This is a genomic window from Algoriphagus confluentis, assembly GCF_036245625.1.
Classification (GTDB): Bacteria; Bacteroidota; Bacteroidia; order Cytophagales; family Cyclobacteriaceae; genus Algoriphagus; species Algoriphagus confluentis.
In genome coordinates this window covers 296,619-317,654 of the sequence record NZ_BTPD01000002.1, presented here as the reverse complement: position 1 = coordinate 317,654, position 21,036 = coordinate 296,619, and the positions used below count along the sequence as shown (strand labels likewise).

General features: G+C 42.1%; 23 protein-coding genes. 14 read left to right on the top strand and 9 right to left on the bottom strand.

Annotation, left to right across the window (positions count from 1 at the left end; translation table 11 throughout):
- Position 1: 1 nt before the first annotated feature.
- The 4 genes from AAA943_RS04015 to AAA943_RS04000 form a co-directional block, all read right to left on the bottom strand.
- Entirely contained in the window at positions 2 to 829 is an 828-nt protein-coding gene (locus tag AAA943_RS04015; protein ID WP_338222967.1) for an outer membrane beta-barrel protein, read from the bottom strand.
- A gap of 305 nt (positions 830 to 1,134) precedes the next feature.
- A complete protein-coding gene (locus AAA943_RS04010; RefSeq protein ID WP_338222966.1) occupies positions 1,135 to 1,650 on the bottom strand; it encodes a hypothetical protein in 516 nt (171 codons plus the stop codon).
- Positions 1,643 to 1,897 (bottom strand): T9SS type A sorting domain-containing protein, encoded by a 255-nt coding sequence (locus AAA943_RS04005; RefSeq protein WP_338222965.1) that lies wholly within the window; start codon positions 1,895 to 1,897, stop codon positions 1,643 to 1,645. The genes AAA943_RS04010 and AAA943_RS04005 overlap by 8 nt, the downstream gene beginning before the upstream one ends.
- 492 nt (positions 1,898 to 2,389) lie before the next feature.
- A complete protein-coding gene (locus tag AAA943_RS04000) occupies positions 2,390 to 2,929 on the bottom strand; it encodes a hypothetical protein (RefSeq protein WP_338222964.1) in 540 nt (179 codons plus the stop codon).
- 179 nt (positions 2,930 to 3,108) lie between these two features.
- Between AAA943_RS04000 and AAA943_RS03995 the strand changes: the two genes are divergently transcribed.
- Positions 3,109 to 3,459: an alpha amylase C-terminal domain-containing protein gene (locus AAA943_RS03995; RefSeq protein WP_338222963.1), complete on the top strand. Its 351-nt coding sequence runs from the start codon at positions 3,109 to 3,111 to the stop codon at positions 3,457 to 3,459.
- A 75-nt stretch (positions 3,460 to 3,534) separates the two neighbouring features.
- On the opposite strand, the gene AAA943_RS03990 is transcribed toward AAA943_RS03995, so the two are convergent.
- A complete protein-coding gene (locus AAA943_RS03990) occupies positions 3,535 to 4,623 on the bottom strand; it encodes a Fic family protein (RefSeq protein WP_420915590.1) in 1,089 nt (362 codons plus the stop codon).
- Between the two features lie 319 nt (positions 4,624 to 4,942).
- On the opposite strand from AAA943_RS03990, the gene AAA943_RS03985 reads away from it, so the two are divergent.
- From AAA943_RS03985 to AAA943_RS03965, 5 genes are all read left to right on the top strand, one after another.
- Positions 4,943 to 6,448 carry a sulfatase family protein gene (locus AAA943_RS03985; protein WP_338222961.1) on the top strand — a complete coding sequence of 502 codons (1,506 nt, stop codon included), beginning with the start codon at positions 4,943 to 4,945 and terminating at the stop codon, positions 6,446 to 6,448.
- A gap of 204 nt (positions 6,449 to 6,652) precedes the next feature.
- Positions 6,653 to 6,904, top strand: coding sequence for a hypothetical protein (locus tag AAA943_RS03980; RefSeq protein ID WP_338222960.1), 252 nt, complete (start codon positions 6,653 to 6,655; stop codon positions 6,902 to 6,904).
- An 81-nt stretch (positions 6,905 to 6,985) separates the two neighbouring features.
- Entirely contained in the window at positions 6,986 to 8,026 is a 1,041-nt protein-coding gene (locus AAA943_RS03975; protein ID WP_338222959.1) for a BF3164 family lipoprotein, read from the top strand.
- On the top strand, positions 8,023 to 8,571 hold the full coding sequence (locus AAA943_RS03970; RefSeq protein WP_338222958.1) for a hypothetical protein: 549 nt from the start codon (positions 8,023 to 8,025) through the stop codon (positions 8,569 to 8,571). Before AAA943_RS03975 ends, AAA943_RS03970 begins: the two co-directional genes overlap by 4 nt.
- Positions 8,572 to 8,745: 174 nt before the next feature.
- The gene (locus AAA943_RS03965) at positions 8,746 to 9,528 is read left to right on the top strand and encodes a hypothetical protein (RefSeq protein WP_338222957.1); all 783 of its coding nucleotides are present in this window, start codon (positions 8,746 to 8,748) and stop codon (positions 9,526 to 9,528) included.
- 70 nt (positions 9,529 to 9,598) lie between these two features.
- Here AAA943_RS03965 and AAA943_RS03960 read toward each other — a convergent pair whose 3' ends face one another.
- Positions 9,599 to 9,871, bottom strand: a complete 273-nt coding sequence (locus tag AAA943_RS03960) for a hypothetical protein (RefSeq protein ID WP_338222956.1) — start codon at positions 9,869 to 9,871, stop codon at positions 9,599 to 9,601.
- A gap of 47 nt (positions 9,872 to 9,918) precedes the next feature.
- On the opposite strand from AAA943_RS03960, the gene AAA943_RS03955 reads away from it, so the two are divergent.
- From AAA943_RS03955 to AAA943_RS03945, 3 genes are all read left to right on the top strand, one after another.
- The gene (locus AAA943_RS03955; protein WP_479374280.1) at positions 9,919 to 10,095 is read left to right on the top strand and encodes a hypothetical protein; all 177 of its coding nucleotides are present in this window, start codon (positions 9,919 to 9,921) and stop codon (positions 10,093 to 10,095) included.
- Between the two features lie 272 nt (positions 10,096 to 10,367).
- Positions 10,368 to 11,699 (top strand): hypothetical protein, encoded by a 1,332-nt coding sequence (locus tag AAA943_RS03950; RefSeq protein ID WP_338222955.1) that lies wholly within the window; start codon positions 10,368 to 10,370, stop codon positions 11,697 to 11,699.
- 215 nt (positions 11,700 to 11,914) lie between these two features.
- Positions 11,915 to 12,277 (top strand): hypothetical protein, encoded by a 363-nt coding sequence (locus tag AAA943_RS03945; RefSeq protein ID WP_338222954.1) that lies wholly within the window; start codon positions 11,915 to 11,917, stop codon positions 12,275 to 12,277.
- Between the two features lie 111 nt (positions 12,278 to 12,388).
- On the opposite strand, the gene AAA943_RS03940 is transcribed toward AAA943_RS03945, so the two are convergent.
- Positions 12,389 to 14,023 (bottom strand): sulfatase family protein, encoded by a 1,635-nt coding sequence (locus AAA943_RS03940; RefSeq protein WP_338222953.1) that lies wholly within the window; start codon positions 14,021 to 14,023, stop codon positions 12,389 to 12,391.
- A gap of 649 nt (positions 14,024 to 14,672) precedes the next feature.
- On the opposite strand from AAA943_RS03940, the gene AAA943_RS03935 reads away from it, so the two are divergent.
- The 5 genes from AAA943_RS03935 (at position 14,673) to AAA943_RS03915 (ending at position 19,147) form a co-directional block, all read left to right on the top strand.
- The gene (locus AAA943_RS03935) at positions 14,673 to 15,602 is read left to right on the top strand and encodes a nucleoside hydrolase (protein ID WP_338222952.1); all 930 of its coding nucleotides are present in this window, start codon (positions 14,673 to 14,675) and stop codon (positions 15,600 to 15,602) included.
- A 64-nt stretch (positions 15,603 to 15,666) separates the two neighbouring features.
- Entirely contained in the window at positions 15,667 to 17,172 is a 1,506-nt protein-coding gene (locus tag AAA943_RS03930; protein WP_338222951.1) for a Gfo/Idh/MocA family protein, read from the top strand.
- Between the two features lie 62 nt (positions 17,173 to 17,234).
- Positions 17,235 to 17,372 (top strand): hypothetical protein, encoded by a 138-nt coding sequence (locus tag AAA943_RS03925; RefSeq protein ID WP_338222950.1) that lies wholly within the window; start codon positions 17,235 to 17,237, stop codon positions 17,370 to 17,372.
- A gap of 142 nt (positions 17,373 to 17,514) precedes the next feature.
- Positions 17,515 to 17,814: a GIY-YIG nuclease family protein gene (locus AAA943_RS03920; protein WP_338222949.1), complete on the top strand. Its 300-nt coding sequence runs from the start codon at positions 17,515 to 17,517 to the stop codon at positions 17,812 to 17,814.
- Between the two features lie 388 nt (positions 17,815 to 18,202).
- Positions 18,203 to 19,147, top strand: a complete 945-nt coding sequence (locus AAA943_RS03915) for a sugar phosphate isomerase/epimerase family protein (RefSeq protein WP_338222948.1) — start codon at positions 18,203 to 18,205, stop codon at positions 19,145 to 19,147.
- A 35-nt stretch (positions 19,148 to 19,182) separates the two neighbouring features.
- On the opposite strand, the gene AAA943_RS03910 is transcribed toward AAA943_RS03915, so the two are convergent.
- Both AAA943_RS03910 and AAA943_RS03905 read right to left on the bottom strand, forming a co-directional pair.
- Positions 19,183 to 19,878 (bottom strand): hypothetical protein, encoded by a 696-nt coding sequence (locus AAA943_RS03910; protein WP_338222947.1) that lies wholly within the window; start codon positions 19,876 to 19,878, stop codon positions 19,183 to 19,185.
- Positions 19,879 to 19,900: 22 nt separating this feature from the next.
- The gene (locus AAA943_RS03905; protein ID WP_338222946.1) at positions 19,901 to 20,956 is read right to left on the bottom strand and encodes a hypothetical protein; all 1,056 of its coding nucleotides are present in this window, start codon (positions 20,954 to 20,956) and stop codon (positions 19,901 to 19,903) included.
- Between the last annotated feature and the right edge of the window lie 80 nt (positions 20,957 to 21,036).

The window sequence follows — 21,036 nt, the reverse complement described above, 5'->3', positions numbered from 1 at the left end:
TTCACTCACCTCCAAACCGATAAGAAATCCCAAATTGAACCGCAAGATTTCTATATCGAATTTCATCTTGAATTTTATAAGCAATAGATGCTGCCAGCAAACTGGTCCAATAGTCATGAGGATGGTCAGAACGAAGATAGGTGGCTGAAAGGTTCATATTGAACTTTTTAGACAGCGAGTAGGCTACTTTGGTTTCGAGTCCATAAGCAAATTCCCGTAAGCTAGTCGGCACTGGTCCATCTACAGGAAATGGCCTGAGTGGAATGGCTGTCGTCTCTGAAATCTGATAGGTCCAAGAATAAAAAGGAAACTCCAGGTTATTTATCCCTGCCAAGCCAGTAAATCGAACCTCCAGGCGATGAATAGGCAAACGATACCCTATTCCCAAATAAAAAATATCAGCGCGATAAGTGTCGCTTTCCAATCTTCCCGGAACTTCAAATGGCACTCCATTTAAATCAATTTCGGATTTAAAATTGGCATCGTAATAGATTTGTTGTGGACGGGTATCTATGGAATGCTGGGTATTAAGATAATTTAGGCTTATAAAAACCGAAGAAGTGAGATGATAAGTTAGATTTAGTCCCAGACTGTAGCCCAGTTGTGCTTGGCCTCCTTCATTTTTGAGAAATCCCTGAAATCTCTCCGGATTAGAGCCCGGTGGGACAGGTTCTAAAGATGGAGCGACAGAAATTTCCTTAAAATGACCAACCGGTACAGCCAGTCCACTGGAAAAACCGAATTCGATTTTTTCGAAAAACTTTTCTTGACCGAAGGAACCAATATGGTTGATGAAAACAAGGAGTATTGAAAAGAATAATTTTTTCATTCTGCTAACTTAAAGGCCACTCCCACTGATGCGGTAATTACTCTAAAATTGATCTGATCTTCAATTTCAAAATTCCGTGACCCCACTAGGGCGGTCCAGTACTCATGACTGTGGTTTGATGCTAAGTATTTAAATTTAAGGCTCACGCCGATTCTTTCCGATATGGATTTTTCCAGTCCAAGACCCATTCCGTAGAGAAATGCGGGTAACTTATCCGGGACGGGGCTTTCTACGTAAGGACCTGGGCGCAAAATTGTGGTTGGACCTGGAGAGTCAAATTTCCAAGTATAAAATGGGAAAACTAATTAATTTACTCCTAAATATCCCTCTCCAAAGAAGGCCCAAGTGCCTATGGCTTTGCGATAGCCAAATCCGGAATACCAGCCATTAGCTTGATAATGATCTGATTCGAGTGAACCGAAAATTTGATACTCATTCCCAAAGAAGTCTGTCCTGTTCTGCAAATTAGCTGCAAAATAGTTTTCCTGCGGACTGACATCTATTGGGTTTGTAAATCTTGAATAGTTTAAAGAAAAATAAAAGGAAGGAGAAATAGCGTATGCCAAAGTGACTCCTAAATTACTTCCTAGTTGTGCCTGCCCTCCCTCTTGCTTCACAAATCCTCTAAACTCCCGATATTGATTTTCAGGATTGAAGTTTTGATCTAAAGAGGGCTCCACGACTGATTTGGAAAATGTTCCAATTGGAATGCTTGCGCCTAGTTGAATTCCCAGTTCAAGCTTATTTAGAAATTTCTGTTGAGAAAAACAGGAAATACTCATAAAACAACAAAGTCCCAGAAGCAAAGAAATTTTATTCATTTTTTATCAATCTAGATTCCAAAACCACATCCTCACCTATTTTTACTCTGACAAGGTAATCTCCCTTTGGAAGATCCTGGATATCCACTTTTTCATCAGCAGTGATCTTAAATTCAAGAATTTTACTGCTCTTATATAGTGGAATGATCTCCAAATCCATATGGCCATTATAATCGCTCTTGATGCTGATGATAGAACTACTCGGATTAGGGTAAAGACTAAAGTTACCATAATTGTAATAGGTCACATTTCTCACAGCCAAGGTATCATTGCCGGAGCTGCGCGCATATATTCGAAATGAAACGTAGTTACCAGATTACATTGTGAAATGCATCTGATTGGTATGTGCCCAAAAAGGAAGAATTCCTTGGTATCTCTCCCAAACAAAATTATTTATCCCTGTCATAGATAGATAGGTAGATACATTTCCAGAAGGTACCTGATTTCCATTTCCCAACGTGTGATTCGTTGAGTTGGACGTGGTATAGGTTCCCGATATGGTTACCGCAGGGACAATAATCGTAATTATCTGTTCTTTTGGGGGAATTCCTGAGCAACCAGAAACGGTGACTTTAACCTGTGTAGTACCAAAGGAATCGCCCCTAAGGGATACAGAAGCTGCATTAGTGCCCGAGGTAAACGATACTATTCCGGGACTCCCTATTATGGACCAAGAATAGGTAGCACCTGGCTTTGAGGGTAATGAAATAGATTTGATTTGACCTTTTGGAACGTAGTACTATGTTTTTAATTTCCCTAAATAAACATAATGTTTGTCAGGTTCAGTTTTGCTGGCATTATTGAGTTCATACCAGGTAGAATTGAAGTCATGCCTGATTACCGGACTTTCAGTACCGTACTTTGAAATAAATTTAGGGTTGAAAATGGTATTTCGATCTCTAACCAATGAATGAAAACCAGGACTTGACCCATATACCTGAGTTACTACATCTACATTTGAGAGGCTTTGACCACAAACTTGCACATAGAGTGGAGAATCCCGAAAGTATGTTTCTGTGGGACCACCCCCCGATTGAGTATATTGAGTTTTTACGTTTACGATTCCAGGAATAGTTGAATTCAAGGAAGTTCCTTGTATAAACCCTTCTTCCCAATAGGCTGCTGCAAATCCATGGCAAATAAAATCTCCACAATTGGAGGAAAGTCGTTGGGTACCAAATTGGCTACCAATTTTCCAAAATCCATCGTCTCCGCAGCTCTGGGAGACACCTTCTAATGCAACGAAAAATGGTAGGCAAAAGAAAATTAATTTTTTCATTCGATTTAATTTTTATAAAACTAACGAAAAACATCTTTATCTAAATTACAATAATGGATATCTTTTTGTTTTTCTATTTTGACCAATTTTTGTCGAAGTTTAGCAGTTTTGATATTTTGAGTACAGTGCAGTGGTCGAAATTTAGAAAATAAAAAAGTCTGTGCAGCCACTACTCCGAAGTGCTTAACTTTACCCGAAACAGCTCCGCACTGATGGGAGAATACCTGGAGCTTTATTCTTTCAACCGATCTCAAAACCCAGCCTATACAAACAAAGCCTTCGCTTTTGCCCGCTGGGATAAAAGTCAGAAGCTGATCGTAGTGACCAACTTCGACGAATTCAAATCGGTGAAAACAACGCTCAAACTTTCCCCGGAGCTGCTGAAAGCTTGGAATCTGGAAGTTGGAAATCGAGATATTCAGGAAGTGATGTTTGGGAAAAAGAAGACCAAGCTGCGAGTGACTGACACTGGGGCAGAGATCGACTTGGACTTTGGGCCTTGGGAGTCAGCGGTATTTGAGGTGAGGTAAAAATGTGAACCACTAAGAACACGAAGAAACGCAAAGGTTTTCATTTATTTTCTCCTCGTCTGCGGTGAATTTTAATCAACTCCCCAAAATCCGATACAATTCCAGATTTAGATAATAATCGCCTCCGCTGATTCTTCGCTTTTCGCATACGCCCAACTCGACCAATTGATTTAAGTACTGCCTGGCGGTGTTTTCGGCATAGCGCTTTTTGTCCACCAAATGCCTCACTTTGGTGAAGGGTTGGGTGAAAATCGCTTCTAAAAGTGACTCCGGTCGGGCGATGCTAGTCTCCTTCTCCAAGACGTGGAGGATTGCCTCCTTGGCATTGAGGATATCGGTGATCTTGTGAAAGGTGTCCTGAGCCGTCTCTTCTATCCCTCGGAACATAAATAGGAACCAGTCCTTCCAAGCCGCACGCTGAGTGACCCCCGCGAGATTGGTGTAGTACTGCTCCTTTTCTCTGAGAATATATTTACTCAGGTACAGAATCGGCAGATCTAAAAGCCCGCTGTGGACCAAGTAATGGATGTTGAAAATCCTGCCTGTCCGCCCATTTCCATCCCGAAAGGGGTGAATCGCCTCAAACTGCAAATGCGCAATGGCCACTTTGATCAAAGGATCGATCTCGGGTTTCTGAAAGTCATTGACGAAATGAATCAAATTGTCCATCAGATTTTCCAAGATTCCCTCCCCCCGAGGAGGTGTGTAAATGGGTTTGCCCGCATTGGGTCCCGAACCGCCCTGTCGGATGTACGTTTGGGCAAAGGGTTTTCTCAAGCCGTCCGTGTACTGTGTAGTCGTACGATAGACCAATTCGAAATAACCCAAATCGAATTTGCCTTTTTCAGCCAAATACTCTTGTCCCGACCAAATGGACTCGAGATAGCGCAAAACTTCCTTCGCTGGTCCATTTAGCTGGGAAGCCTCGTCACTAAAGGCCTTATACAGGTCATCATCTGTGGTAAAAATATGTTCGATCTCACTTGAGGCCTTGGCTTCCTGCAAACTGATTGTATTCACCAAAATCCCTTGATTAGGAATCGCAATGCTCCGCCCTTGGAGTTTACCCAGAGCTGCCTTGGCCCTTCCCAAACCTTCAAATACATCTAAATCTCTGTAGAAATTGGAGTCTATTGGAAGTTTAGGGAGGTTATTCCAGGGAATAGTCCGGTCGGGATTGATTCGGTAGCGCTGATCTTACATTAAAATCTTGAAATTTTAATGTAAGATAAGTAAACTGGCCTTAAAAGCAAGGTCTATACCCTTATTTGGCCTTAATTTTTTGAATTTTTAATGTAAGCACTACTTTTTGACCTCAACGTTGAGGTCAGATTTCTACTTCACCTCAAAATGATCAATTTTTAAGGCAAGGCAAGGATCATTATCATCCTAAGAATGGTAAATAATAAAGTCAAATCGCCCCATTCTGAAAACCTTTGGAATCAACCCGATAGCAAACTAAATTCAGAAAAATGCCTAGCCTATGAAAAGCCTCCTACTAGCCTCCTTTCTTTTTTTCTGCTTCTTATTGGTGACAAAAGCCCAAAGCAAACAACCCAATATCCTCTTTCTGATTGCCGATGATTGGTCTTATCCGCATGCCGGAATTTATGGAGACAAAGTGGTCAGAACACCAACTTTTGACCGACTGGCTGCTGAGGGAGCACTTTTTACGAATGCCTACACCGCCTCGCCTTCCTGTTCCCCTTCCCGGGCTTCTATCCTTCTGGGCCGCTATCCTCATCAAAATGGAGCTGGGGGAAATCTCTGGTCAGAATTCCCCAATGCGCATCCTACCTATGTGCAGATTTTGGAAAAGGCAGGATATTTCACAGGTTCCACCCGAAAAGGTTGGGGACCGGGAGAGTTTAAGGTTACGGGTTTTGCCCATAATCCAGCTGGGAAAAGCTTTGGAGATTTTGAAGCATTTTTAAAAGAAAGAAAGTCCGGAACCCCATTTACTTTTTGGTTTGGAAGTTCGGATCCCCATCGGGAGTATGTGGCCAATACGGGAATTCAGGCTGGAATGGAATTGGAGAATGTGGTGGTTCCCGGCTTTTTCCCGGACAATGACTGTGTGCGAAATGATATCCTGGATTACTACTTCGAGATCGAGCGTTTTGACCGGGAGTGCGGGCAGTTGATTGCAATGCTGGAAGAAATCGGCGAACTCGACAACACCATCATCGTGATGACGAGTGACAACGGTATGCCTTTTCCACGAGCCAAGGCAAATCTCTACGACTACGGCACGCGAATGCCATTAGCCATTCGTTGGCCGGAAAAAGTCAAGTCAGGAACAGTAATTCATGATTTTGTGAATTTCGTGGACTTTGCCCCAAGCTTTGTGGAGGCGGCAGGGCTATCGCAAAATTCCATGTCCGGGCAATCACTTTGGCAGTTTTTGGAGGGTGAAAAGCAGGATCGAAACCAAGTTTTTCTCGAACGAGAGCGCCATGCGAATGTACGGAAAGGCGATCTGAGCTATCCCATGCGCGCAGTACGAAATCAGGATTATCTCTACATCTGGAATCCCATGCCAGAACGCAATCCTGCCGGAGATCCGACCGTGCATCAGTCGGTTGGCCAATATGGCGATGTGGACCACTCCATTACCAAATTCTTGATTATGGCGATGGAGGGAAAAGCCGAAGCTGGACAACCGGATCTGTTTCAACTCAGCTTTGGCCTGCGGCCTGAAGAAGAACTCTACGATGTGAAAAAGGATCCCTATCAGCTGCATAATCTGGCTGCTGACCCGGCTTTTGCCGAAGTCAAAATTGCGCTTCGCCAGCAACTTATAGCTTGGATGGAAGAGACGAATGATCCCCGATTTGAGAGCCCAAAATCCACCTATTGGGATAAGGTACGCTACACTCCGGACTATCAGATGAAGGATATAGACTGGAAAAAACAAATCGAGGAATATCGGATTCGCCCGCCTTTTGGTTCGGTGAGGGAGATGGAGTGTTTAACTAGCCGGAAGTAAGGTGATTACTTTATCTCGTAGTGGTTTTAGAGAAGAAAGCCCACAGTTCTCCTAAAATCTCTGGTGTATCAGTGAAGACGAAAAATTTTTGAGATTTTTTTCTACCTAAAGCTTGCTTAATAATAATAATATCATTGATCAACTGATTGATTAATCATCCACTTTTGGTCAAAAGTTTTTAAAAACATCTTAATTTATTAAAACATGAAACTTCTTAAAAAAATCAGACTTACGTTCGCATTTCTATTTGGCTTAGCTTTATTTATGAATTTCTCAGTTGACCTAAACCTAAGTCAGGATGAAAAAACGCAAGGTTTTCAAGTTAGTATTGGTGGTACACCAGCATTTGCCCAAATGCATCCGGATTGCGGATTGAGGGCAATTTACCTTTGTGGATATCGCTATGGAAAAAAAGAGTTTCCTGTTTACCACGATGGCTGGATTGGAATCCAGTAGTGGAATTGATCTTACCTGAATGGTTTCTAGAAATTAAGTTTCTAGGAATCAAATTAAAAATCAGATCAAGCCAAAGCACTTATGATAAGATATATTACCCTAACGGTTCTAATTTGTTCGCTGTCTTTCTGTAGCCAGAAGCCTGAAAAATCAGAGCAGTCTAAGATCACAGAAATCGAGTTTGATTTAACTGCCTCAGATTCTAATTTGGTAAATCCCTATCAGATTCAACTTGTAGATGAATCTTTATTAGTTGTTAATGATCTCTATCAAGGAAGGGTGGGTTCACTGAGAAAAACAAAAGACTTATCCTTCCAAGGAAGAATTGGAAAAATTGGCGAAGGACCAGGGGAACTCCTCCCACCTGTTTTGATTACTTCAGGAGATGGTCCCGTTTTATACTTGTATAGCAGGCGTAATAATAACGTACTGAAGTATGATGCTAAGTCTTTAACATCTGAGAATGTGGAGCCTTTGCTTGAATTCCGATCTAAAGAGCCATTGGATAAAATACTGATGTTGAATGATTCATCAATGGTCGGACTTGGTTTCTCTAGCGAAAAGAAGAGATACGTCCTAGTGAGTGATTTTGGAGAATCTTCGACTTTGGCTGATCTAGATTATCCTGCCTACCCTGGGCTTCCTGCAGAATACAACCCTATGGCATTTCAGGCAAACCTATCTTTAAGACCTGATCAAAGAGCATTTGTTACAGCTTCAATTTTCTGCAAACACTTTGAGATTATTGAAACTCAGGAAGGAAAAAGGCTAGCTAAGCGATTTGAATTCGACCAATTGGACATCAAATGGGTGGATGTAAGTAATGGAGACTTCAAACAAATCGGTTATCTTGAAGAACACGAGGCAGGTTTCATCAATGTTGCGTCCACCCAGCGATATATTTATTTGTTGTATTCTGGAAGGAAAAAAGGTGTTTTCAAAGAAAAAGCTTTTTTGGCAAATACGATTCTGGTTTACGATTGGAATGGGGAATTGGTCCACCAATTTAATTTAAATGTAGATCTGCATGATCTTGCTGTTTCTGAAAGTGATGATTACATTTATGGCCTAGTTCGGGATAGAGAGCCTGCTCTGGTTAGGTTTTCAATCAATTCGTTATGAAAATACAATTGTTTGCCATCAGTTTATTACTCTTTTTGATTTCACCCTTCAGGGAAAATCGCAGTGATACAATTCAATTGGTTATCACATCCATGGAACTGTACCTAAATGGTGAAAAAACCGATGCTGAGCAGTTTGAAATTGGAAATTCGTATAAAGTAATCTGCCTCCAATCTAGTGACCGCTTTTCCAAAAGCGATATCGTTTCAGATTTTACACAACTTATTTTACAAATGAAGAATTCATCGAGGTTTGACTTTTTGGTCTATGTCGTGGGTGATTCTTCTATCTCACCGCGCCTCAGCTCAAAGGAGGGAGCCAATGAAGCCATAATCCCAATCTTCGTTGATAAAGAGAAAATGTTTATGAAAGCCAATCCTTTTTTGGAAGGAAATGAATCTTCGTTTTTTCTTTTGGATAAAGACAACCAAATTATATTCTCAGCTGACTCACTGTCTCGGGATTTTCAAGAATTTGTCTTAGGAATCGATAGCAACTTACCCAAAATCATCGATTCAAAATTGGATTATCAGATCCGCTTTTGAAAAAAAGAAGGGGAGGGATTATATTTAGTTTTACAACATTTCTTTAGTTTTAGCCAAGTCACTCAGTATAGGTATCCATTTTTGACTGGTTCTTCGATCATTTTGTACCTAAGTTTAGGCAAAAAAACTGGTTCAGTTATAGATGCGATTAGGAATATTCCAAAATAGCTCCTCATGAAAAATATAATTCTGCTGGTTTTATTCTTGGGCTTTACGCTTCAATATTCTTTTTCTCAGATAAATCACTCCAAGAGATTCTCATTTTCCGTCAGTGCAGGCCCTGCCTTTCCAGTGGGTGTATTCGGGGGAAAAAATATGGAAAATGCTGCGGTTTATTTTCCAGATTCCAGCATACCCAATCTTGCGAGTATTTCAAAGGCTAGCAATGGATTTGCAAAAGTAGGCTATTCTATTCACGGAACTCTTAATTATCATTTCGCCAGTCACTTTTATGTATTTCTGAGATCAGGTGTTACAAACAATCCGATCTCTGTTACCGAAATGGAAGATTTCGTCAATGATCTTTACGGATTGGATTTTCGCTTTTCTCATGAAAATAACAACATGCTATCAATCACTCCCGGACTGGGATATTTTTTGAAAAAAGGAAGTTGGGAATATAGAACGGGAATATTTCTAGGCTATGGACAGATCAACTACCCTTATTACGAGATGGTTAGGGTAGTTGGAAATGAAACTCTTACATGGGCTCATTTCGGCTCTAGACCCAATTCATCCTCAATTACAGCTGGAGGAAATCTGCAAGTATCCAGGGCTATAGGAAAATTTCAAGTAGGTTTAGAAGCCAGTTATCAACGGGCTGATTTTGACTACTCTATATTTCCCTGTACAAGTCCCGGAGGTAGTCAATCTGTAACCTACGAGGATACAATTAAGGTTCGAACCTTGAATTTTGGACTTTTCTTATTGTATCCTCTGCTTGGACATGAAAAATAGAACATGTGAATATATTTCACAGAAAAACGAATTAATTATTTCCCATTAGTTCACGATTTGCCTAATTTTTTCAATCCCTATTATTCAATTTTATAGAAACCTCCGCCGCCTCAAACCCTATCCGATGCGTATTCACATACAGTGAATCTCCTGCAGTGGCCTCAAAAGGCCCGCTGTAAATCTTCCAAGCCTCCCTACTTGATTTTCTCCAGCCGATCAGAGCTGAGGGTGTAGAGCAAGTTGAGGTGACCTTCCCTTCGGATAAACTCACCGCAGCCTCCGCAGTAACCGGTGGATTCTCGGCTCCATTCCACATAGCCTTCACCATTTCCATTTCATTCATTTCACCCTTGTCTCCGTACTTCGCCACCCAGTCCTCACTACGAAAGTATGGCCTACGATCCCTTCCGCAAGCTCTTTATCCGCTTTGCCTTTCACGAGACCGAATCCGATGACACCATCCCAGTCTCGGATTGGAGAAATCATAGCGACCCTTTTTCTATCCAACTATTCGATGAAAACCTAGACCTCGTCTCAGAGACGGCATCACCCGCCGGTCAGTACTAACCTTTTTCATACTTTATCAACGAAGATGGCCTCTCCCTCTCGACCAATCACCCACTCAATCCGGATAATCAGGAAGATCGGATAAGATTTCAACTGATAGAGTTTCGGGAATAAAAAGATATTAAAATGTGACCAGATTTCTTATAGGTGTCAAAATTCAGAGCATTTCAATTGTATCTCATTGATTATTTTGACTATTTTTTTAATAAAACTTTGGTTACTGAAACATTTGTTCTACCTTTGCGGCTGAATTCAAGACAACTAAATTAATAATGAATTTACCCGGCAAAAAAGCACCCCTACTAAAGAAGGTCAAAAATTTCAGCCTTACTTTTATGGTAATTTTCCTAACTTTTTCTTGTACCGAATTTGAGAAGAATATACCGAAAGTGGATCAAGAGAAAACTATCCATTCTTTAACTGCATTATCTGAATATGAGGAAAATTTAAAAAATCTTACGCTCATTTTCGGCGAAGTTCTAAAAGATCCGGCGGCAAGGGCAGAATTGTTTTCTTTTTCCGAAATCAACGAAGGAAGAGACGATATTGATTACAGCCTCAAGGAATTGTTCGAAAAAGGCGAGCATCCACTTTACAAAAAGCGCTCAGCAATCGTGTCCGGATTTACTGAACAGGCAAACAGAAGAAATAGATTATACTATAAAATTAATTTCGACGAACTTATTCAATTTATCAAAGACAACGACATTTCTGTAGTTGCGCCTTATCTGGCAGAAGATTTTGACCCTAATCAGATTGAAGATTTAACTTTATCTTGGTGGACACAGGAGTTTGAAAATGAACAGCTAGCATTGAATAAAGACTGGAAAGGTGCAACCAAAGCAATAAAAATGTCTCTGGTTGGTGAAAATACCGATAACCAACATGAATATTTTCTCGCAAATGATGAATGGGCTATGAAAAACCCAACCATTGTACTTGGTTCCTTTCCAGACCTTGAATTTGATGTTGAACAAATTAATGGCAATTTAAAGGTGGAAACTAGCGCTTTGTCAGCGAATATGACTGGCAGTCCTGTACAGCTTTGTGATGTAAACAATAAAGCAAATCAAAACATAATTGTGAGAATGCCCGCACTAAGGCTTGAAGATAACATTCGAAGATGGCCCAATGCCAATGAAATGTACTTATGGGTCGCATTCGCAAATGATATCGAACTTGGTTCTGATGGGCTGCCCAAAATTTCTTCTGATGTCAATATGCCTTTGGCAAGATTTACTATTACTCGAAAGGAAGCCAATATCAAACGATGGAAGGTATCAAACACCTCCTTTATTGTTTCGGCATGGAAACCAGAAGCTGATAATATGTATTTAGTTTGGGGCTGCACGAGAACTGAAGTAAATATTGATGTAGAAGGCGGAGTTAAGGCCTCCAAAACAGGAGTTTCTGGAGAAGCAAAAGTAAAAGTCGCTATTCGCAACAGCGTGGAATTGGTGTCAGCCTTATCATTTGATAAATGTTTTACCATAGCCAATAATATCAATGAAACTAATCAAGGATATGGATATTATGGAAGCACTCGCTTTCCTGTTTATGCATTTGGTAATGTGAGAACTTATTTTACTTTGGAAAGCCTTTAACCAGTATGTCTTACAAAATAATTATTATATCGTTAAGCCTATTTTTATCCTCTTTAGTCTCTAAAGGACAGAATGGATATAAAAATAGTATATCGTCAAATTATTCGTTTTACGAATCAAGCCATTTTTCTGGCGGTGATATATCTGCACAAGGGATCGATTTGAGCTACGAAAGGTATTTTAAAAAGCGTTTCTTTGGAACCATCTCTTACGGTTTGTACCATTTTGAAGGAAGAAACAGTATTTTCTTTTTGGAGCCTGAAGAAATGGATTTTATCAATATGAGAGTTTTCAACCTAGGAGTAGGGTATGATGTGCTACAGACCGAGCGCTTTGTCCTCTCCGGGGATATCACCTACATGAGGCAAAGCACCCAAGAGCTCATCAGTCAGCTGGAATCCGGAGGCGTGATCATCCGCGAGACAGGTACTATTCGGGATCAAACGGCTCGAGTACAGCTGAAAGCCCGGATTTTTCTGACCAAAAATCTTCAGCTTATTCCTGCCGTTGCACATGGATTTCAGCTGTCTAGGTATAAAAGTAACTGGCTGCGACTAGGAATCGGGTATTCCTTTTGATGGATGGCATTTATTTAGAAAAAAGATCGAGTAGGCTGATGATGGTCTCTCGATCTTTTTTTTAGAAAATTTATGCTTGGAAAAATGGGTTTTTTTGGCTTTTTCCTAATTCTAATACAAAACATAGCCCATTTCCACCGCCTCATACCCTATCCGATGGGTATTCACATACAGGGAATCTCCTGCAGTGGCCTCAAAAGGCCCGGTGTAAATCTTCCAAGCATCCCCTCTGGACTTTCTCCAGCCGATCAGAGCTGAGGGTGTAGGGCAAGTAAGAGTGACCATTCCTTCGGAGAAACTTACCTCAGCTTCCGCAGTGACGGGAGGGTTTTCTCCTCCATTCCACCAGTTTCGGACCATTTCCATTTCATTCAGGGCACCTTTGTCTCCGTACTTAGCGACCCAGTCCTCATGTGCTTTGCGTAACTCAGCAAGCTTTTCAGCGTAGTCCGGATTACCTGCCAGATTGGTAAACTCCCAAGGATCGCTTTGGGTATCGTACAGCTCTTCCTCAGGCTTGCTTTGGCCAAACCAGCGGGCTTGATTTTCATTGAGTTCTCCTTGCTTATTCAGTTCCAACAGATGCCGCATCAAGGGGTTTTGAAGCCGAAATCGGATATTTTGGTAATTAGCCTTCTCAGGCATGTAATTTCGGATGTATTTAAATCGACCATCGGAAACTGCCCTTACCCGATCGTACTCGCTATCCATCCGATCCCTAGCCGCATAGACATACTTTCGGGGCTCTGCTTTTTGGGCTCCCAGGAAAGCTTGTCCTTGCATGCTTTCCGGAATTGGAATTCCTGCCAAAGAAAGTAAGGTTGGCCCGAAATCCACAAAACTGACCAATTCATCTGTTTTTGTTCCTCCTTCCAGCCAAGGTGCTTTGACCAAAAGCGGCACTTTCAAACCCCGATCGTATAACTCCCGCTTGAAATAAGGCATCCCATCCCCGTGATCAGAATAGAAGAAAATAATGGTATTCTCGTACAAGCCATCTTCTTTCAGTTGCGCAATCACCTCTCCGACTTGGGCATCCATCCGCATCACGTTGGTGATGAAGCGAGCAAGAGTTCTTCGGGTCAGGGAATCATCCGGATAGACTGGTGGCACGGTCACGTCCTTTGGATCCACCAGCAAGCTGTCCTGACCTTCTCTAGCCCAAACTTGGGATTCATGGGTGGTGGTAAAGTTGAAAATGGAGAAAAATGGCTGATTGGGATCTTGTCGATTGCGCCAATGCGCATTCCGGCTGCTTTCATCCCACATCATCACCGGACTTTCAAACTGGTAATCCTCCTTCACGTTATTGCTCAAGTAGTAGCCAGCCATTCGCAAATGAACCGGATAGGGCCACATTCCTTCAGGCAATACGGTGGAATATCCTTTAAATCCTGGAGGATAAGCATCCCCTGCTGCTGCCGATGGAGCCAAAGTCCGCATATGGTGTGCTCCAATGGAAGTCTGATAAGCCCCAGTGATCAAAGCCGCCCGACTCGGAGCACAGACTCCAGCCGTGGAAAAGGCATTTTGGTATTGCAGAGATTCCGCTGCCAAAGCATTCAAGTTGGGCGTCTTCCCTCCTGTGCCACCATAGCTTTCCAGATGTTCGGGAGACATATCCTCGACTACAATCCAGACAATATTGGGTCGCTCGGGATAGGTGATTTGGGGAGCTTCTGATATTTTTTCCTGGCAGGAGAAAAGAAGTGAAGTAATCAGGCTGAGGAAGAAAAGCTTTTGCATGACAGAAGGAATTGTCTGCATAAGATAAGCTTTTCCCGAAAAGTAGCTAGCCTGTGCTTTACTCTAATTCTTGCTATCCTGCATTTCTGGAAAGCAGGATTTTAATCTTTTTCTACAAGAGGTCAATCATCGGAACAAGCAGGAAATTAAGCAAAATGCCTTAAAAGGCATTCCAACCGTCAATAACTCCATGCTTGAAATCAGAATAATTCCAAATCAAAAGAACAAGGATGCCGAACCCTAGGATTATTTTCCAATTTTGTATCAGTCCTTTTTCGATTTTTCTCAAGGTAGTGTCCATAGTAAAATAGAAGTTGAGTTGGTTAGAAATGTGATGCATTCTTTGATTGTTCAAAACTAGAGTCTATCCTTAAAATCAGATCAGGAAGTTACAGGAGCGCATATTTTTGGAAATTAGACAAGGTTTTTGCTGACTCAGCAATTGGAGTATTTGGCTTTATTCTGGATTATGAGGTAATAGTTGGAGTTAATTTACTGGTCTAAAATCCTTATTTTCAATCTTGATTCACTGCTTGGGAAAAGGATTGATATCAAGAAGCTTCCCCGGTTTGAATGTGAACAAGGCTAGACCCTTCCGAATAGATTCCGGGAGGATTTAATTTCAGTTGAGTGATCAAATTATTTTCCAATGAAAAAACCCTTTTTCCTCCTTCTCGGCTTTTTTCTACTTGTTCAACTCGTTGTTTTTGCCCAACAAAAAGTATGGCTCGACTCGGACACGGGAAATGAGATGGATGATCTCTATGCCATTGCTTATTTAGTCAAGGTACCGGGAATCGACCTGATCGGGCTGAGTTCGGCTCACTTCAATAATGCCGATCTGAATGTCTTTGAAAAGTGGAATGCCTACGAAACCGCCACACTCAAGCCCGTCGAAGAAAGTCAGCGACTCAATGAGGAAATCCTCACAGCCATGGGACGAATGGATATTCCCCATCCTTTGGGTGCAGACCGGCAGATTGGCCGGGCGTGGGGACAGCAGGACCCGAGAGATTCTCCCGCAGCTCAGTCCATGATCGCCGAAGCAAGAAAAATGAGTGGGGATGAAAGGCTTCATGTATTGACCCTCGGGGCCATGACCAACATTGCTACAGCCCTTATGCTGGCACCGGATATCAAAGACAAGATTCGGCTATATTCTCTCGGTTCTTGGTACACGCCTGATAATCGGGCTTGGAACAAAAGTGAATTCAATATCCGCTGTGACTTAAATGCCTTCGACTACTTGCTAAATCTGGAGGGATTGGATTTTACCATCATGACTACGACGACCTCATTTGCCTTGAAGTTTGATCGGGATGAGACCTATGCGAGACTGGACGAAAACGTGGTGATCGAAAAGATCTTGGCAGATCGCTGGCGTATTCATAATCCACAGGACAAAACTCGAGTGATGTGGGATTTGGCCTTGGTCATGGCTTACATCCATCCCGAATGGGCGACAGTCTCAGCAGTGATGACTCCTCCGGAGAATACTCCTCGAGTGGTTCAAGTCTATACCGAGATCGATGCGGATCGCATGAGAGAGGAGTTTTGGAGACTCCTCAAATCCCATTGATTCTAACTATTCTGTCTTTGCTCAAATTCCCTAAATTATCTTCCAAACCCAAAAAACCTCAACCATGTCCACGCTTAACCGCCGGGATTTTCTGGCCTCTGCCGCTACTTTCGCCGCCTCATTCACCATTGTCCCCTCCAATGTCATCGCCGGACTAGGCAAAATCCCTCCCTCCGATCAATTGACGGTAGCCAATATCGGTTGCGGAACGCAGGGACTTCGGGAAATGGGAAGCCTTTTGCAAAATCCAAAAGTGCGGGTGGTAGCCGTCTGCGATGTGAATAAATTCTCAACTGATTACTTTGACTGGTCAGCCCACGGAATCCGAAACGATATCCGGAATACCCTGGGGGATGATTCCTGGTGGGAAGGCAAACCCGGAATCCCCGGCGGACGGGACATCGGACAGGAATACGTGGAGAAGTTTTTTGCAAAAAACCAGCCTTCCGGCAAATACAAGGGTTGTGCAAGTTATGAGGATTATCGGGAGTTACTTACCAAAGAAAAAGGCATTGATGCGGTCAAAATCATGACTCCTGACCATACCCACGCGCCGATTGCTTTGGCAGCTATGAATCAAAAGATGCATGTGGTCACCCACAAGCCCATCGCCAACCGACTGCTTGAAGGGCGAAAAGTAATCCAAAAGGCGAAAGATACCGGATTGGTGACCCACCTTTTAGCTTGGTCGGATCGACCCGAATACCGACAGATCAAAACCTGGATGGATGCCGGACTAATTGGGGAATTGAAAGAAATCCACAATTGGTCCTACCGACCTGTCTGGCAGCAATGGACCAAGAGACCTTCAGAATCTCAGCCTATCCCAGATGGCTTGAACTGGGAACTTTGGCTAGGACCGGTGCCTGATATGCCTTATCATAAAAACTACACGCATAACGTCTTCCGTGGCTGGTACGAATTCGGAGGTGGTTCCGTAGCGGACATGGGGCATTACAGCTTATTTCCGCTTTTTGAAACCTTGGGTATCGATCGAAGCCCGGTTTCTGCCAGAGCTTTTGGTACGACTACCCGTGAGGAAATCGATCAGGTCTATCAATGGGTGAAAAATGACGTAGCGTTCCCTGCAAGCTGCACGATAAAATGGAATTTTCCGGCCCAAGCTTCACTTCCTGCTTTTGACCTGTTTTGGTATGATGGGGGAATGAAGCCCTTTGCCTGCGAAGAACTGGAAATCAATGGAAAAGACACTCCTGAAGAGGGATTGATGATTGTTGGGACGAAAGGAAAAATTCTGGGAGGATTCCGTGGAGAAAATCCGGTGCTATTGCCAGAATCCAAAATGATGGTAGGCCGGGATTCCGAACGGATCAATTCCCGGGAAGTGGACCGCAAAACCGACCAATGGGTAGATGCCATGCTTGAAAAGCGACAGACCCCGGGGAGCTTTACCCGAGCCCAGTGCATCACCGATACGATCAATCTAGGAGCAGTTGCCTTGCGAGCTGGAAAAAAGGTAGAATTCGATGCCAATATGGCCAAGATCACCAATGATGAAGAAGCAAATCAGTTGCTGACAAGGGAGTATCGAAGTGGATGGGAGGTTTGATTGAGTAGGCTTCTGCGTCATTGCGAGGGCCAGAAAAAAGCCAAAAGCTATTCTTTTCCTAAATGGCCCGAAGCAAGCTCATGAATTGTACTTCCCTTTTTTGGGACTGCTTCGCTTCGCTCGCAGTGACGGTCCAATCCCTTCCTGCCTTGTCGGCAGACAGGCTGGCAGTGAAGGACAACATCACAGTGACGATCTAGACGTCATTGCGAGGGCCAGAAAAAAGCCAAAAGCTATTCTCTTCCTAAATGGCCCGAAGCAATCTCAAAGGTAAACAACCCATTCCTAATTATAATTTTATTCGGGCAACCAAATATATTTGATCTAACAAAATTTTAATTGATGGAAAAAGGTGGGGCAGTATATATCATGACTAATTCTAAGAATACCGTTTTATACACGGGGGTCACAAATGATTTACATAGACGTGTATATGAGCATAAAACAGGTCTAAATAACAACTCCTTTACTTCTAAATATAAAATTATAAAGCTTATTTATTATGAGTCCTTTCATTCCATTGAAGAGGCCATAAATCGTGAGAAACAAATCAAAGGAGGAAACCGAAAAAAGAAAGAAAGCTTGATTAACACCATAAATCCGGAATGGAAAGATTTGTGGGAGGAAATTAAAGAATGGTAATCAAATAAGACTGCTTCGTCGTTCCTCCTCGCAGTGACGGTCAACCTCACAGTGACGATCCAAATGTCATTGCGAGGGCAACAACCAAAAGCTAAAAACCCTTCTTTTTCCAAGACGGCCCGAAGCAATCTCATAAATTACACTTTTCTTTTTTGGGACTGCTTCGCTTCGCTCGCAGTGACGGTCCATTCCCTCCATGTTTTGTTGGCAGACAAGCTTGAAGTGATTGTCAACCTCTCAGTGACGATCCCTACGTCATTGCGAGGGCCATAAACAAAAGCCAAAAACTCTTCTTTCTCTTAAATGGCCCGAAGCAATCTCTTTAGCCAAAGACAATCTCCCTCAAATTCATTAACTTAGAACATCATAACCATTAACCCAATCCCCCATGACCAATCGTAGAACTTTCCTCAAAACCTCCGGCCTGGCGGCTGCTGCACTAGGGCTGGGACTTCCAGAATTTGCCATGTCCAAAACCAAAGCAGACCCGATTTTTAAGATTTCCTTAGCCCAATGGTCTTTGAACCCCTTGCTTTTCGGAGGGAAAATGGACAACCTGGACTTTGCCATCGAGACCAAAAAACACGGCATCAATGCAGTGGAGTATGTCAACCAGTTTTTTATGGACAAGGCACAGGACAAAGCTTATTTGCAGGAGATGAAAACCCGCTCCGAAGGAGAAGGGGTCACCAACGTGCTGATTATGGTAGACCGGGAAGGTCAATTGGGCGCTGCCACTCCAGAGGAGAGACAGCAAACGGTGGAAAACCATAAAAAATGGGTGGAAGCTGCCAAATTCCTGGGCTGTCACTCCATTCGGATCAATGCCTATACGGCTGTACCCTTCAGTCAGGACCCCAAACTGGAGCAGGAAGCCATCGACGTATGCAGCTCCACGCTCCGAAGAATCTGTGAGTTTGCGGATGATTTTGATATCAATGTCATCATCGAAAACCACGGAGGCTACTCTTCCAACGGAAAGTGGCTGGCTGAGCTGATTAAGCAAACAGCACATCGCCGGGCGGGTACCTTGCCGGATTTCGGCAACTTTGTGATGAAGCGAGATGGAGATCAGATCCTCAGTTATGATTCTTATCGGGGAGTGGACGAACTCATGCCCATGGCAAAAGGAGTCAGCCTGAAGCCAAAAGTATGGGATGATCAGGGTCGTGAAACCGGTCTGGATTATACCCGAATGATGAAGATCGTACTCGCCCACAACTACCATGGCTATGTGGGAATCGAGCATGGGGAAAGAGGCCGGGAATGGGAGTCTATAGAGGAAAGCCGAGTCAATCTGGATCAGGTCCGAAGGACTTTGGAAAATGCTTAACTAAAAATGGCTGGGGAGATTCCCCAGCCATTTTTTTAGAAGCTATAGCGATAGCCTAGTTGGGCTGAGAAGTAATTTCCATCCAAAATATGCCTATTCTGAAAAGTTTGATCTTCAACTACTATTCGATCCAAATTAACCACAAGAGTAGGTTCACGTAAGTTTATACCCCACTCACAAGAAAAAGTAATTCTAGAGGACTCAGTGATATCATAGAATATTCCACCTTCGGGCTTAAAGTGAAAAGTAACTTTCTCGATTTCTTTATTTCCATATAATAATACAGGTATTGGTTGACCTCCTCCAGGAAGTCTTACTGTTTGCCATATTCCAGTGTAGACTTCATCATTTAGATTAGTCTGAGTAAGATGAAATGCCACAGCTAGACTTAAACCTAATTTGGGTTTTATGTATATGTCTTTTTGTAGTTTGGGTCCAATTGACCAGAATTTAGTACGAGTACCAACTTTGTTGTCTTGATCCAATGGTAAAAAGGTATACTCCAGCTGAAATCTGTAGATATCAGAATCTACACCAAAACTAAAGTTGTTTTTAAGTTTTTTTAATAACCCAAAACTTATAAGTCTGTGGTTATTAGTGCTTAATTCTAAATCTGAATAGTTTCCACCTGTATTTATATTGGTATTTCCAGTACCTATTTTAGCTTCAATTTCCCAATTCTTCTGTCCAAATGAAATTTCAGTTGAACCTAATGTAAGAATCCCGAGCATAAATAATCTTAAAACCCTCATGTTAATACCCTTTACTAATTTGTTTCAGATTAAACTGCCAGTAAGTTCCGTTGGGAGAATAACCATGATTTCCTCCTGGTTCGCCATAAAATTGTGTCCGCAAATAAAACTTATCCAGACCTCGACTGGATGAATAAAACGTTGTATCCAAATCATTTGTATAATCATTTTTTACGCTAGCCTTTTTTTTCAAGGTACTACCATTCTTTTTACTCAAATATTCAAAATCATACCAAAAATAAAGTGAGGTTGATTGTGATGTCCAAAATACTGATCCATCTTCTGGCTTACGCATATGCTTTGCTTCAGACAATAACCTAAATGAAATTGCTGCATTTTGGTAAACATGCTTTGCATCTAATCTATATCTGAACGTCCCTCCATTATACCCGAAGCCAACAATATCACCACCTGTTACTGCCGAACTCCCAAACGTTGTTGAATTATCACATTTGTCCCAACCACATCCACCTATTATTGTATAGGCAAAAGGATCATAGGAGCTTAATATCCTAGCATTATAATATGATTTTTCAACTGTCGAAGGACTATTGATTTCCAATAATCCAATCACATCATCTTCAAACTTGAATAAACGAATGGATTCACTTGAAATATCTCCTGAAAGAATTTCATCCTTTAGATTTAGATCTGTAGATACCACGGCAGTTCGGTTATTGAAATTCAAGTAGATCAGATAGTCTTCCAGGATTATGAAGCCATCTTGATCCAAAAGCTCCAAGAGTGTACTTCCTTCCCAAGCTTTAATTTCATTATACCCCTCTTGACTGATTCGAAGATTTTCACCGGATTTTCTGATCTCATCAAATTGCTTTTGAAAACTAAGAAAATCCCCAAAGCCAATCTTTTCTTCCCCAGTAATAAGCTCCTCATAGGTATCAAAGGAATTCACCTTTAAAGTTCCCTCGATCACTTCCACTCCAGGTGAAGCTAATTCCAAGGGAATTTCTTCATCCAACGAAGTAGTACAACTAATGCCCCCCCAGATCATCAAACCCAGGAGGCTTTTGCTCAAAATTTTTGCATTCTTTTTCATGTATTTTGGATAAAAATTTCATGAAATGTAGGTGAAAAAAAACTCACAAAAAATACCCTTTATAGGGTATTTTTCGCAGG

Excerpts from the sequence above, each read along its gene's own strand:
- AAA943_RS04015 (WP_338222967.1), bottom strand. The coding sequence starts at position 829 with ATGAAAAAATTATTCTTTTCAATACTCCTTGTTTTCATCAACCATATT.
- AAA943_RS04010 (WP_338222966.1), bottom strand. The coding sequence starts at position 1,650 with ATGAATAAAATTTCTTTGCTTCTGGGACTTTGTTGTTTTATGAGTATT.
- AAA943_RS04000 (WP_338222964.1), bottom strand. The coding sequence starts at position 2,929 with ATGAAAAAATTAATTTTCTTTTGCCTACCATTTTTCGTTGCATTAGAA.
- AAA943_RS03985 (WP_338222961.1), top strand. The coding sequence starts at position 4,943 with ATGAAAAGCCTCCTACTAGCCTCCTTTCTTTTTTTCTGCTTCTTATTG.
- AAA943_RS03980 (WP_338222960.1), top strand. The coding sequence starts at position 6,653 with ATGAAACTTCTTAAAAAAATCAGACTTACGTTCGCATTTCTATTTGGC.
- AAA943_RS03975 (WP_338222959.1), top strand. The coding sequence starts at position 6,986 with ATGATAAGATATATTACCCTAACGGTTCTAATTTGTTCGCTGTCTTTC.
- AAA943_RS03970 (WP_338222958.1), top strand. The coding sequence starts at position 8,023 with ATGAAAATACAATTGTTTGCCATCAGTTTATTACTCTTTTTGATTTCA.
- AAA943_RS03965 (WP_338222957.1), top strand. The coding sequence starts at position 8,746 with ATGAAAAATATAATTCTGCTGGTTTTATTCTTGGGCTTTACGCTTCAA.
- AAA943_RS03960 (WP_338222956.1), bottom strand. The coding sequence starts at position 9,871 with ATGAATGAAATGGAAATGGTGAAGGCTATGTGGAATGGAGCCGAGAAT.
- AAA943_RS03955 (WP_479374280.1), top strand. The coding sequence starts at position 9,919 with ATGGCCTACGATCCCTTCCGCAAGCTCTTTATCCGCTTTGCCTTTCAC.
- AAA943_RS03950 (WP_338222955.1), top strand. The coding sequence starts at position 10,368 with ATGAATTTACCCGGCAAAAAAGCACCCCTACTAAAGAAGGTCAAAAAT.
- AAA943_RS03940 (WP_338222953.1), bottom strand. The coding sequence starts at position 14,023 with ATGCAAAAGCTTTTCTTCCTCAGCCTGATTACTTCACTTCTTTTCTCC.
- AAA943_RS03935 (WP_338222952.1), top strand. The coding sequence starts at position 14,673 with ATGAAAAAACCCTTTTTCCTCCTTCTCGGCTTTTTTCTACTTGTTCAA.
- AAA943_RS03930 (WP_338222951.1), top strand. The coding sequence starts at position 15,667 with ATGTCCACGCTTAACCGCCGGGATTTTCTGGCCTCTGCCGCTACTTTC.
- AAA943_RS03925 (WP_338222950.1), top strand. The coding sequence starts at position 17,235 with ATGGCCCGAAGCAAGCTCATGAATTGTACTTCCCTTTTTTGGGACTGC.
- AAA943_RS03920 (WP_338222949.1), top strand. The coding sequence starts at position 17,515 with ATGGAAAAAGGTGGGGCAGTATATATCATGACTAATTCTAAGAATACC.
- AAA943_RS03915 (WP_338222948.1), top strand. The coding sequence starts at position 18,203 with ATGACCAATCGTAGAACTTTCCTCAAAACCTCCGGCCTGGCGGCTGCT.
- AAA943_RS03910 (WP_338222947.1), bottom strand. The coding sequence starts at position 19,878 with ATGCTCGGGATTCTTACATTAGGTTCAACTGAAATTTCATTTGGACAG.
- AAA943_RS03905 (WP_338222946.1), bottom strand. The coding sequence starts at position 20,956 with ATGAAAAAGAATGCAAAAATTTTGAGCAAAAGCCTCCTGGGTTTGATG.